The sequence below is a fragment of the Pseudomonas sp. FW305-7 genome, from assembly GCF_058786735.1.
The window spans coordinates 229,518-244,122 of record NZ_JBYSZA010000006.1; the positions used below are offsets into that span (position 1 = coordinate 229,518).

At 62.0% G+C, this 14,605-nt stretch carries 2 protein-coding genes; both read left to right on the forward strand.

The genetic code is table 11. From position 1 onward, the window contains the following. Positions 1 to 317 precede the first annotated feature (317 nt). Positions 318 to 13,316, forward strand: coding sequence for a non-ribosomal peptide synthetase (locus tag AC3WMT_RS10970; protein ID WP_103304791.1), 12,999 nt, complete (start codon positions 318 to 320; stop codon positions 13,314 to 13,316). Between the two features lie 370 nt (positions 13,317 to 13,686). Next, positions 13,687 to 14,502, forward strand: a complete 816-nt coding sequence (locus tag AC3WMT_RS10975; protein WP_103304792.1) for an alpha/beta fold hydrolase — start codon at positions 13,687 to 13,689, stop codon at positions 14,500 to 14,502. Positions 14,503 to 14,605 lie beyond the last annotated feature (103 nt).

The following is a 14,605-nucleotide window of genomic DNA, read 5'->3' on the forward strand; positions in this document are numbered from 1 at the left end:
TCGAGCGACAAATTATGTTGAATGATAATGATTGTCAATTGAGAAAGAGAACTAATGCTTCAAATCGGTGCGATGTGAGAACTGCGACACGCCGCCGCACCCCGGCCCCATTGGCGATCCAGCCTGCGGACTAATTATTTCAAGACGTCATCCGTTCTCATTGGTGAATGGTTCCGGCTGCAGAGCCCCGGCCAGACAGCATTCCCATGCCTTGCGCGGTCGGCGTAGACCGCGTCCTGCATGCGCTCCACGCCCCTGGATGGGCGTGACGCAGCACCCCGATTCCACTAGCAAGCCGAATTCAGGCAGGAAACCAAATGACCGACGCGTTCGAACTCCCCAGCACCCTGGTCCAAGCCCTCCAGCGCCGCGCGGCCCTGACCCCGGACCGGCTGGCCTTGCGTTTTCTTGCCGAGAACGCAGAGCAGGCTGTGGTACTCAGCTATCGCGAACTGGATCAGCGAGCGCGCACTATCGCCGCCGCGTTGCAGGCCGAAGCCGAATTCGGAGATCGCGCGGTTTTACTGTTCCCCAGCGGTCCTGACTACGTCGCGGCATTCTTCGGTTGCCTGTATGCGGGCGTGATTGCGGTGCCGGCTTATCCGCCGGAATCGGCGCGCCGTCATCACCAGGAGCGTCTGCTGTCGATCATCGCCGACGCCGAACCGCGCCTGCTGCTGACCAGTGCCGACCTGCGCGATGCGTTGCAGCAGATCGAAGGCGCGCCGCCGCTGTTGTGCGTCGACACCCTCGACAACGCACTGGCCGAGCGTTGGATTGAACCGAGCCTGCCGGCAGAGCACATTGCCTTCCTGCAATACACCTCCGGCTCCACCGCGTTGCCCAAAGGCGTGCAGGTCAGCCACGGCAATCTGGTCGCCAACGAACTGCTGATCCGCCACGGCTTCGGCATCGACGTAAACCCGGATGACGTGATCGTCAGCTGGCTGCCGCTGTACCACGACATGGGTTTGATCGGCGGCCTGCTGCAACCGATTTTCAGCGGCGTGCCGTGCATTCTCATGTCGCCGGCGTACTTCCTTGGCCGGCCGTTGCGCTGGCTCGAAGCAATCAGCCAATACGGCGGCACCATCAGCGGCGGGCCGGATTTCGCTTATCGCTTGTGCAGCGAACGGGTCAGCGAGTCGGCCATGGAGCGTCTCGACCTGAGCCGCTGGCGCGTGGCGTATTCCGGCTCGGAGCCGATTCGTCTCGATACCAATGAGCGTTTCGCCGAAAAATTCGCCGCGTGTGGCTTCAGCGCAGACAGTTTCATGGCGTCCTACGGTTTGGCCGAGGCCACGTTGTTCGTCGCCGGCACGCCACGCGGCAAGGGCATTCCAGCCCTGCGCGTGGACGATCAGGCGCTGGCGCAGAACCGCGCCGAACCCGGCGACGGCAGCCCGATCATGAGTTGCGGCATCAGCCAGCCAGATCACGCGGTGCTGATCGTCGAGCCCGGCAGTCTTGCCGAACTCGCCGACAATGCCGTCGGTGAAGTCTGGGCCAGCGGGCCGAGCATCGCCCTAGGTTACTGGCGCAATCCCGCAGCCAGCGCCAAGACCTTCGTCCAGCACGCCGGCCGTACCTGGCTGCGCACTGGCGACCTGGGGTTCATGCGCGAGGGTGAACTGTTCATCACTGGCCGCCTGAAAGACATGCTCATCGTGCGCGGCCACAACCTGTATCCGCAGGACATCGAGAAGACAGTCGAGAGCGAAGTGGAAGTGGTGCGCAAGGGTCGCGTCGCCGCGTTCGCCGTCACTCAAAACGGCGAAGAGGGCATCGGCATCGCGGCGGAAATCAGCCGCAGCGTGCAGAAAATCCTTGCGCCCGAAGCGTTGATCAAAGCCATCCGTCAGGCAGTCGCCGAGGCATATCAGGAAGCACCGAGCGTCGTGGTGCTGCTCAACCCGGGCGCGTTGCCGAAGACGTCCAGCGGCAAACTGCAGCGTTCGGCCTGCCGCAATCGCCTGGCCGACGGCAGCCTCGACAGCTACGCGGTGTTCCCGAGCGCAGAAGCCACAAGCACCGATTCGACCCTTGAAGCCTCCGAGCTCGAAGCACTGATCGCGAGGATCTGGGCCGAGCAACTCAACGTCAAACAAATCAACGCCGACGATCACTTCTTCCTGCTCGGCGGCAACTCGATCGCCGCCACGCAAGTGATCGCTCGGGTGCGTGAAGAACTCGGTCTGGAGTTGAGCCTGCGTCTGCTGTTCGAGGCTCCGACCCTGTCCGCATTCGCCGCTGCGGTGGCGCAACAGCAACAGGATGGCGGCACTGCCCAAGGCGAGATCAACGCGTTGTCGCGCACGCAAGCGCTGCCGCAATCGCTGGCGCAAAACCGCTTGTGGATCACCTGGCAGCTAGATCCGCAGAGCAGCGCCTACAACATCCCCGGTGGCCTGCGTCTGCGTGGCGAACTGGACGAAGACGCCGTGCGCGCCAGCTTCCAGCAACTGATCGAGCGCCACGAGTCCCTGCGTACGCGCTTCGTCGAACGCGACGGCGTGGCCCTGCAACAGATCGACGCGGCGGCTGAATTCAACCTGCAACTGATCGACATCAGCGACCTGCCGGCCCATGAACGTGAAGCCCGCGCCCAGCAGATTCGCGAGGACGAAGCGCGCACCCAGTTCGACCTGGAAAAAGGCCCGTTGCTGTGGGTGACGCTGATTCGCCTCGACGACGAAGATCATCAACTGTTGGTGACGATGCACCACATCATCGCTGACGGCTGGTCGCTGAACGTATTGATCGACGAGTTCTCGCGTCTGTACGCCGCAGCCTCCCAGGGGCAGCGCGCCGAACTCGCAGCGTTGCCCACCCAGTACGCCGACTACGGCAGTTGGCAGCGCCAATGGCTGGCGCAAGGCGAGGGCGAGCGACAACTGGCGTACTGGAAAGCGCAGTTGGGCGAGGAGCATCCGACGCTGGAACTGGCCACCGATCATCCACGTTCAGCTCAACATAATCACAGCGCCGCACGCCACAGCGTGCGTCTGAGCGTCAGCCTCAGCGAAGCGATCCGCAACACCGCGCAGGCGCATCAAGCCACGCCGTTCATGCTGTTGCTCTCGGCGTTGCAGAGCCTGTTGCACCGCTATAGCGGTCAGCGCGATATCCGCATCGGCGTGCCGAATGCCAACCGTCCGCGCCTGGAAACCCAGGGCCTGATCGGCTTCTTCATCAACACCCAGGTGCTGCGTGCCGACGTCGATGCTCGCCTGCCCTTTGTCGAGCTGCTTGCCCAGACGCGTCAAGCCGCACTCGGCGCCCAGGCCAATCAGGACCTGCCGTTCGAACAGTTGCTCGAAGCGTTCCCGCAGGCCCGCGAACAGGGTCTGTTCCAGGTCATGTTCAACCACCAGCAACGGGACCTGAGTGCGCTCAAGCGCCTGCCGGGTCTGCTCGCCGAAGAACTGCCGTGGCACAGCCGCGAGGCCAAGTTCGACTTGCAATTGCACAGCGAGGAAGATCGCAACGGTCGCCTGACGCTGTCCTTTGACTACGCCGATGAGCTTTTTGATGGAGCGACCATCGAGCGTCTGGCCGAACATTTCAGCAACCTGCTGCGCGATATTTGCGAGCAACCGCAACGTGCCATCGGCGATCTGCAAATACTCACCGCCATCGAGCACGATCAGCAGAAAGACTGGAGCGTCGCCCCGTGCGCGAAAGCTGAGCAATGGCTGCCGGAGCTGCTCAACGAACAAGTCCGCCAGACCCCGGAGCGCACCGCGCTGGTGTGGGCGGGCGGCAGTCTCGATTTCGCCGAATTGCATGCTCAAGCCAACCGTCTGGCGCATTACCTGCGCGACAAAGGCGTCGGCCCGGATGTCTGTGTGGCCATCGCCGCCGAGCGTTCGCCGCAACTGTTGATCGGTTTGCTGGCGATCATCAAGGCTGGCGGCGCTTACGTGCCGCTCGATCCGGATTACCCGGCCGATCGCCTGGCCTACATGCTCAGCGACAGCGGCGTCGAACTGCTGCTGACCCAGACCGAATTGCTCGAGCGCTTGCCGGCCAGTGAAGGCGTCAGCGTTATCGCCATGGACGCGCTGCACCTGGAAAACTGGCCAAGCCAGGCGCCGGGGTTGCACCTGCACGGCGACAACCTCGCCTACGTGATTTACACCTCCGGCTCCACCGGCCAGCCGAAAGGCGTCGGCAACACCCACGCGGCACTGGCCGAGCGTTTGCAATGGATGCAGAACGCTTACCGCCTCGATGAAACCGATGTGCTCATGCAAAAGGCGCCGATCAGTTTCGACGTGTCGGTATGGGAATGCTTCTGGCCGCTGATCACTGGCGCGCGTCTGTTGATTGCCGGTCCCGGTGAACACCGTGATCCGCATCGCATTGCTCAACTGGTTGAGGAATATGGCGTGACCACGCTGCACTTTGTTCCGCCGTTGCTCTCGCTGTTCATCGACGAGCCACTGAGTGCCGAATGCACCAGCCTGCGCCGGGTTTTCTCCGGCGGCGAAGCGTTGCCTGCCGAACTGCGCAACCGCGTGTTGGCGCAACTGCCAGCAGCGCAACTGCACAACCGCTACGGCCCGACCGAAACGGCGATCAACGTCACCCACTGGCAATGCACCAACGCCGATGGCGAACGCTCGCCAATTGGCCGGCCGCTGGGCAACGTGATCTGCCGGGTGCTCGACGCCGATCTCAATCCTGTCCCGGCCGGTGTGCCGGGGGAACTGTGCATCAGCGGTATCGGCCTCGCTCGTGGCTACCTAGGTCGCCCTGCGCTGACCGCCGAACGTTTCGTCGTCGATCCACTGGGCGAGCAGGGCGCGCGTCTGTACCGCACCGGTGACCGTGCGCGCTGGACAGCCGACGGCGTGATCGAATACCTCGGCCGTCTCGATCAGCAGGTCAAACTGCGTGGCTTTCGCGTAGAACCGGAAGAAATCGAAGCGCGCCTGCTGGCTCAGGACGGCGTTGCCCAAGCCGTGGTGCTGGTGCGCGAAACCGCCGCTGGCGCACAACTGATCGGTTACTTCACCGCGACCGATGTCAGCGAAGATCATGACGCGCAAATCGCCCGACTGAAAACCGCACTGGCCGCCGAGCTGCCGGAATACATGGTCCCGGCGCAGCTGATGCGCCTCGACGAAATGCCGCTCAGCCCCAGCGGCAAACTCGACCGTCGCGCTTTGCCCGAGCCGCAATGGCAAGTACGTGAGCACGTCGAACCGGTTAGCGAACTTGAGCAGCAGATCGCCGCGATCTGGCGCGAAGTGCTGGGCCTGGCGCAAGTCGGCCTGCGCGACGACTTCTTCGCCCTTGGCGGCCACTCACTGCTGGCCACGCAAATCATCTCGCGCACCCGCCAGGCTTGCGACGTTGAGCTGCCGTTGCGCGCCCTGTTCGAGCACAGCGAACTCGGTGATTTCGCTGAACAGATCCGTCTGATTCAGGCCAGCGGAAAAACCAACAAGCAGCCACCGATTGAAAAAGTCGACCGCAGCAAACCGGTGCCGCTGTCTTATTCGCAACAACGCATGTGGTTCCTCTGGCAGATGGAACCGGACAGCCCGGCGTACAACGTCGGCGGCATGGCGCGCTTGCGTGGCGTGTTGCATGTCGAGCGTTTCGAGGCGGCGCTGCAAGCGCTGATCCTGCGTCACGAAACCCTGCGCACCACGTTCCCGAGCGTCGACGGCGTTGCCCGTCAGCAGGTGCATGCCGAGACCGGCGTGCGCATGGACTGGAAGGATTTCTCGAAACTGCCGGCCGATCAGCGTGAGCAAAACGTCCAGCAACTGGCCGATGCAGAAGCGCACCTGCCATTCGATCTGGAAACCGGTTCGCTGCTGCGCGCCTGTCTGGTCAAGACTGCCGAGCATGAGCATTACTTTGTCCTGACCCTGCATCACATCGTCACCGAAGGCTGGGCGATGGACATCTTCGCCCGTGAACTCAGCGCGCTCTATGAAGCCTTTGTCGACGACCGCGATTCGCCGCTGGAACCGTTGCCGGTGCAGTACCTCGACTACAGCGTCTGGCAGCGCAACTGGCTGGAATCCGGCGAGCGTCAACGTCAACTCGACTACTGGACCGCGCAACTCGGTCGCGAACATCCGCTGCTGGAATTGCCGGGCGACCGTCCGCGTCCGCCGGTGCAAAGCCATCAGGGCGAACTGTTCCGTTTCGACCTCAGCGACGATCTCGCCGCCCGCGTTCGTGCGTTCAACGCGCAAAACGGTCTGACCCTGTTCATGACCATGACCGCCGCGCTCGCGACCTTGCTTTACCGCTACAGTGGCCAGACCGATCTGCGCATCGGCGCGCCAGTAGCCAACCGCATTCGTCCGGAAAGTGAAGGGCTGATCGGTGCGTTCCTCAACACCCAGGTGTTGCGTTGCCAACTCGACGGGATGATGTCGGTTGGTGAATTGTTCGAGCAGGTACGTCACACGGTTATCGAAGGCCAGTCTCACCAGGATCTGCCGTTCGATCATCTGGTTGAAGCCTTGCAGCCACCGCGCAGTGCCGCGTACAACCCGTTGTTCCAGGTTATGTGCAACGTGCAGCGCTGGGAGTTCCAGCAGAGCCGCATGCTCGCCGGCATGACTGTCGAGTACTTGGCCAACGATGCGCGGGCGACCAAGTTCGACCTCAACCTGGAAGTCACCGACCTCGACCATCGCCTCGGCTGCTGCCTGACGTACAGCACTGATCTGTTCGACGAACCGACCATCGCCCGCATGGCCAGACATTGGCGCAATCTGCTGGAAGCGCTGCTCGTCAATCCGCAGCAGCGCCTCAGCGAACTGCCGCTGCTCGATGCGCCAGAGCAACAACAACTGCTCGACAGCCTCGGCGTTGAGCCGGGCGAGCATCGTCTCGATCAGTGTATTCATCACCTGTTCGCCGAGCAGGCGCTGATGCGCAAAGATGCGCCAGCCCTGACGTTCTCCGGCCAGACCCTGAGCTACGCCGAACTCGACGCCCGCGCCAATCGTCTGGCCTGGGCTCTGCGTCAGCGTGGCGTCGGCCCGCAAGTGCGGGTCGGACTGGCGCTGGAGCGTTCGCTGGAAATGGTTATCGGCCTGTTGGCGATTCTCAAGGCCGGTGGCGCCTATGTGCCGCTGGACCCGGAATACCCGCTCGACCGTCTGCATTACATGATCGAAGACAGCCGCATCGGTCTGCTGCTCAGTGATCGCGCAATGTTCAAAGCGCTTGGAGACTTGCCGGCAAGCGTGGCGCGCTGGTGCCTGGAGGATGACAGCGCGACACTGGCCGATCACCCAGCCACTGAGCTGCCGTTTATCAGCCTGCCGCAGCATCAGGCCTACCTGATTTACACCTCGGGTTCGACCGGCAAACCGAAAGGCGTGGTGGTCTCCCACGGCGAAATTGCCATGCACTGCCAAGCCGTGATCGAGCGTTTCGGCATGCGCCCGGACGACTGCGAACTGCACTTCTATTCGATCAACTTCGATGCCGCGACAGAACGTCTGTTGGTGCCTTTGCTCAGCGGTGCGCAGGTTGTGCTGCGTGCGCAAGGGCAGTGGGACGCGGAAGAAATCTGCGGCTTGATCCGCAACCATCGAATCAATGTGCTCGGCTTCACCCCGAGCTACGGCAGCCAGTTGGCGCAGTTCCTCGCGACGCAAAACGAAATCCTGCCAGTGCGGATGATCATCACCGGCGGCGAAGCGCTGACCGGCGAACATCTGCATCGGATTCGTGCAGCCTTCAAGCCAAGCCTGTTCTTCAACGCCTACGGCCCGACCGAAACCGTGGTCATGCCGCTGGCCAGTCTGGCCCCGGACGTGCTGGAGGAGGGCGTCGGCAGCGTGCCGATCGGCAGCGTGATCGGCGACCGCGTGGCGTACATTCTCGACGCCGACCTGGCGCTGGTCCCGCAAGGTGCGACCGGTGAATTGTTCGTTGGCGGCGCCGGTCTGGCGCAGGCCTACCACGACCGTCCGGGCATCACGGCCGAGCGTTTTGTCGCTGACCCGTTCGCCACCGATGGCGGGCGCATGTACCGCACCGGCGACCTGGTGCGCCAGCGTGCCGATGGTTTGGTGGAATACCTGGGGCGGATCGACCATCAGGTGAAAATCCGGGGTTTCCGTATCGAGTTGGGCGAAATCGAAACCCGCCTGCTCGATCACGATTCAATTCGCGAAGCCGTGGTGTTGGCGCTGGATGCGCCGAGCGGCAAGCAATTGGTTGGCTACCTCGTCACCGAGATCGCCGAACAAGACGAAACCAGACAAGCCGAACTGCGCGAAGCGCTGAAGTCACATCTCAAGAGCCAACTGCCGGACTACATGGTGCCGACGCACCTGATCCTGCTGGCGAGCATGCCGCTGACCGCCAACGGCAAACTCGACCGCCGCGCCTTGCCGGCGCCGGATCCGGAGCTCAATCGTCAGGATTACGTGGCACCGAGCAACGAGCTGGAGCAGACCCTGGCACAGATCTGGTGCGAAGTGCTCAACGTCGAGCAGGTCGGCCTCAACGACAATTTCTTCGAACTCGGTGGCGATTCGATTCTGTCGATTCAAGTGGTCAGCCGGGCGCGGCAGCAGGGCATTCATTTCAGCCCGCGCGATCTGTTCCAGCATCAGACGGTGCAGACTCTGGCCGCAGTGGCGAGCCGCAGCGAACAAGTAACGGCCGAGCAAGGACTGGTTGCGGGTGAGTCGCGTCTGACGCCGATCCAGCACTGGTTCTTCGACACTGAAATCCCTGAGCGCCAGCACTGGAATCAGGCGTTGTTGCTGGAGCCGACCGTGGCGCTGGAGCCGCATCGTCTGGAGCAAGCGCTGCTGGCCGTGATTGAACAGCACGACGCCTTGCGCCTGCGCTTCAGCGAGGTCGGCGGAGCATGGCAAGCGACGCATCAACCGCTGTCCGATGCGCCCGTGTTGTGGCAAGTGCGCGTGACCTCGTTGGACAAGTGCGAGGCGCTGTTTGCCGATGCCCAACGCAGTCTCGATCTGGAAAACGGCCCGCTGCTGCGTGCCTTGCTGGTCGATGGTCCTGAAGCTCAACAACGTCTGTTCATCGCCATCCACCACTTGGTGGTCGACGGTGTGTCGTGGCGGGTCTTGCTCGATGATTTGCAAACGGTGTATCGCCAGCTCGACGCCGAACAATCGGTGAAACTGCCGGCGAAAACCAGTGCCTTCAAGGACTGGGCGGCGCGTTTGCAGGCTTACGCCGGCAGCGAATCCCTGCGTGAAGAGCTGAGCTGGTGGCAGACGCAACTGGCCGGTCCGAACGCTGATCTGCCTTGCGAAAACCCACAGGGCGGCAAGCAGAATCGTCATGCGCAAACCGTCAGCGTGCGCCTCGATGCCGAGCGCACCCGACAACTGCTGCAACAGGCGCCGAGCGCTTATCGCACCCAGGTCAACGATCTGTTGCTGACGGCGCTGGCCCGCGTGTTGTGCCGCTGGAGCGGCCAGCCGTCGGCGCTGATTCAACTGGAAGGTCACGGCCGCGAAACCCTGTTCGACGAGATCGACCTGACTCGCACTGTCGGCTGGTTCACCAGCGCTTATCCACTGCGCCTGACCCCGCACAACATCGAAGAAGCCGCCGGGCAGGGCGCTTCGATCAAGGCGATCAAGGAGCAACTGCGCGCGGTGCCGCACAAAGGTCTGGGCTACGGCGTGCTGCGTTATCTGGCTGATGACCTCAGCCGACACAGCATGGCTGCGCTGCCGCATGCGCCGATCACCTTCAACTACCTCGGCCAGTTCGACCAGAGCTTCGGCAGTGATGCGCTGTTCCGTCCGCTCGACGAACCGGTCGGCGCGGCACACGATCCGCAAGCGCCACTGCCAAACGAATTGAGTGTCGACAGTCAGGTTTACGGCGGTGAGCTGCTGCTGCGCTGGACCTTCAGCGCCGAGCGTTATGACGCGCAGACCATCAATGATCTGGCCGACGCCTACCTTGGCGAATTGCAGAGCCTGATCGAACATTGCCTGCAAGACACAGCCGGCGGACTGACGCCGTCGGACTTCCCGCTGGCGAAACTGACTCAGGCGCAACTCGATGCCTTGCCGGTGCCCGCCGCGCACATCGAGGACGTCTATCCGCTGACGCCGATGCAGGAAGGCATGTTGCTGCACACCTTGCTCGAACCGGGCACAGGCTTGTACTACATGCAGGATCGCTACCGCATCAACAGCGAACTCGACCCCGAGCGTTTCGCTCAGGCGTGGCAGGCGGTGGTTGCTCGTCATGAAGCACTGCGTGCCTCGTTCTGCTGGAACGTTGGCGAAGATATGCTGCAAGTGATTCACACGCCGGGTCGCACGCCGATCGAGTATCTCGACTGGAGCAACGTCAGCGAAGCCGAGCAGGAACCGAAACTGCAAGCATTGCTGAAAAGCGAACGTGAGGCCGGTTTCGATCTGCTTAATCAGGCACCGTTCCACCTGCGTCTGATCAAGGTCGGCGCGGCGCGCTACTGGTTCATGATGAGCAACCACCACATCCTTATCGATGCCTGGTGCCGTTCGCTGCTGATGAACGATTTCTTCGAGATCTACACCGCGCTCGGCGAAGATCGCGAAGCTCAATTGGCCGTACCGCCGCGTTACCGCGATTACATCGGCTGGCTGCAACGCCAGAGCCTGGCCGAGGCGCGTCAGTGGTGGCAGCAGAACCTGCAAGGCTTTGAGCGCACCACGCCGATTCCGAGTGATCGACCGTTCCTGCGTGAACACGCCGGTGAAAGCGGCGGCATGGTCGTCGGCGACCGTTACACCCGACTCAATGTCGAGGACGGCGCCCGTCTGCGCGAACTGGCCCAGGCTCATCAACTGACCATCAACACCTTCGCCCAAGCGGCGTGGGCCTTGGTGCTGCGACGCCTGAGCGGTGATCGCGACGTGCTCTTCGGCGTGACCGTGGCCGGGCGTCCGGTGGAAATGCCGGAGATGCAACGCACCGTCGGCCTGTTCATCAACAGCATTGCGCTGCGGGTGCAGATCCCGGCAGACGATCAGCGCGCCAGTGTGCGGCAGTGGCTCAGTGGATTGCTCGACAGCAACATGCAACTGCGCGAGTACGAATACCTGCCGCTGGTGAACATCCAGGAACAAAGCGAATTGCCCAAGGGCCAGCCGCTGTTCGACAGCCTGTTCGTGTTCGAAAACGCCCCGGTGGAAGTCTCGGTACTGGACCGTGCGCAAAGCCTTAACGCCACCTCGGATTCGGGCCGTACGCATACCAACTTCCCACTGACGGCGGTGTGCTACCCCGGCGATGACCTCGGTCTGCATCTGTCGTATGACCAGCGTTATTTCGACGAATCGACCATCGAGCGCATGCTCGGCGAGTTCAAGCGCCTGCTGCTGGCGCTGGTCGATGGTTTCCATGGCGACATGGCTGACCTGCCGTTGCTGGGCAGCGAGGAACAGGACTTCCTGCTGCACGGTTGCAACCAGAGCGCCCATGATTATCCGCTGGAGCAGAGCTACGTTGCGCTGTTCGAAGCACAGGTTGCAGCGCATCCGCAACGCATCGCGGCCAGTTGCCTCGATCAGCGTTTGAGCTACGCCGAGCTTAACCACAACGCCAACCGTCTCGGCCATGCACTGGTCGCGGCCGGGGTGCAGATGGATCAACCGGTGGCGTTGCTGGCCGAGCGTAACCTCGATCTGCTGGGCATGATCATCGGCAGCTTCAAGGCCGGTGCCGGTTACTTGCCGCTGGATCCGGGGCTGCCGAGTCAGCGTCTGCAACGCATCATCGAGCTGAGTCGCACGCCGGTGCTGGTGTGCAGCGAGGCGTGCCGTGACCAGGCGCAGGCGTTGCTCGATGAGTTCAGCTGTGCCAATCGGCCACGCTTGCTGGTGTGGGAAGAGGTTCAAGCGCAGGCCATCTCGATGGAAAATCCGGGTATTCACAGCGGCCCGGACAACCTGGCGTATGTGATCTACACCTCGGGCTCGACCGGCCTGCCGAAAGGCGTGATGGTCGAGCAGCGCGGCATGCTCAATAACCAGTTGAGCAAAGTGCCGTACCTGAATCTGACGGACGCCGATGTGATCGCGCAGACCGCGTCGCAAAGCTTCGACATTTCGGTCTGGCAGTTCCTCGCCGCGCCGCTGTTTGGTGCGCGGGTCGACATCGTGCCGAACGCCATCGCCCACGATCCGCAAGGTCTGCTGGTGCATGTGCAGGCCCAGGGCATCACCGTGCTGGAAAGCGTGCCGTCGCTGATTCAAGGCATGCTGGCCTCGGATCGCCTGAGCCTCGACGGTCTGCGCTGGATGTTGCCAACCGGTGAAGCGATGCCGCCGGAACTGGCGCACCAATGGTTGCTGCGTTACCCGGACATCGGTCTGGTCAACGCTTACGGCCCGGCGGAATGTTCGGATGACGTAGCGTTTTACCGCGTCGACATGGCCTCGACGCGCGGCAGCTATCTGCCGATTGGTACGCCGACCGACAATAACTTGTTGTACTTGCTCGATGGCGCGCTGGAACTGGTGCCGTTGGGATCGGTGGGTGAGTTGTGTGTGGCCGGTACCGGTGTCGGTCGCGGTTATGTCAGCGATCCGTTGCGCACGGCGCCGGTGTTTGTGCCGAACCCGTTCGGTGCGCCGGGCGAGCGTCTCTATCGCACCGGTGACCTCGCACGTCGCCGTAGCGATGGCGTGCTGGAATACGTCGGTCGGGTCGACCATCAGGTGAAGATTCGCGGTTACCGGATTGAACTGGGTGAAATCGAGGCGCGCCTGCACGAGCAAGCGGAAGTCCGTGATGCCGCGGTCGGTGTTCAGGAGGGCGCCAACGGCAAGCACCTGGTGGGGTATCTGGTCGCCGCTGATTCGGCATTGAATCCAGGTGAACGGCTGGAACGGATCAAGCAGCGCCTGCGCAGCGAATTGCCGGAATACATGGTGCCGCTGCACTGGCTGTGGCTGGATCAGTTGCCGCATAACGCCAACGGCAAACTGGACCGCAAGGCCTTGCCGGTGCTGGAGATCGGTCAGTTGCAGAGCCAGGATTACCTGGCTCCGCGCAACGATCTGGAGCAGACCCTGGCAGGTATCTGGGCCGAGGTGCTGAAGGTCGAGAAAGTCGGTGTGCGCGACAACTTCTTCGAACTGGGCGGGCATTCGCTGCTGGCCACGCAGATTGCCTCGCGGGTGCAGAAAACCCTGCAACGCGACGTGCCGCTGCGAGCGATGTTCGAGTGCAGCACGGTGGAAGAACTGGCCGAGTACATCAATGGACTGGCGGCCAGTGATATCACCGAGGAGAAGGTAGATCGCTTGAATGACCTGATGGCGGAGCTGGAGGGCTTGTAATCTCCAGGGTCTTTTCCGGCCGCATCGCTGGCAAGCCAGCTCCCACAGGGATTGAGTGTGTGCACAAATTTTTTGTTTACCGCTGAACCTGTGGGAGGTGGATCGCTTGAATGACCTGATGGCGGAGCTGGAGGGCTTGTAATCTCTAGCGTCTTTTCCGGCCTCATCGCTGGCAAGCCAGCTCTCACAGGGATTGAGTGTGTGCACAAATTTTTTGTTTACCGCTGAACCTGTGGGAGCTGGCTTGCCAGCGATGGCGTCAGTGCGCTCAACACAATTCAACCGGTACATTCACGTACATTTCCAAGGTTGACGATCCAGAACCGGCAGCTCAGTCTGCCGGTTCTCTTTTTTGTCGCGGGGGTGGTCGATGCCTTTCTTCACGGTGGACGGACAAGCGCTTCATTACATTGATCAAGGCACCGGCCCGGCCGTGCTGCTGGCCGGTAGTTATCTGTGGGATCAGGCCATGTGGGCGCCGCAAATCGCCGCGTTGTCACCGCACTACCGGGTGATTGCGCTGGATCTCTGGGGTCATGGCGAGTCCGCACGCTTGCCGGATGGCACGACATCGCTGAATGACATCGCCCGGCAGGCCGAGGCGTTGCTCGATCATCTGGAGATCGACCAGGTCACTCTGGTCGGCCTGTCGGTCGGCGGCATGTGGGGCGTGCGTCTGGCACTCTCGGCTCCACAGCGGGTCAACGGTCTGGTGTTGATGGACACCTATGTCGGCGTAGAGCCCGAACCCACGCGTCAGTATTACTTCTCGCTGTTCAAGCAAATCGAAGAAAGCGGTGAGATCAGCGAGCAGTTGCTCGACATTGTTGTGCCGATTTTCTTCCGCCCGGGCATTGATCCACAGTCGGCGCTGTATCAGGACTTCCGCGCAAAACTGGCGGGTTATTCCGCCGATCGACTGCGTCAAAGCATCGTGCCGATGGGGCGCATCACGTTTGGCCGTGATGATCTGTTGTCGCGTCTGGGCGAGCTGAATGCGGCCACCACGCTGGTGCTGTGCGGGGATCAGGACAAACCACGACCACCGTCGGAGACACAGGAAATGGCGGAGTTGATTGGCTGTCCGTGGGCATTGGTGCCGGAGGCGGGGCATATCTCCAATCTGGAGAATCCGCAGTTTGTGAATGAGGTATTGCTGAAGTTTTTGGCGGACCGCAATCAATAAACTCTTCAGGCACTGCGGCACGCTGCGATCTCTTGATCTTGCTTTTTACGATTAAAAATCAAAAAATCGCAGCCTCGTTTCACTCGACAGCTCCTACAGCGGA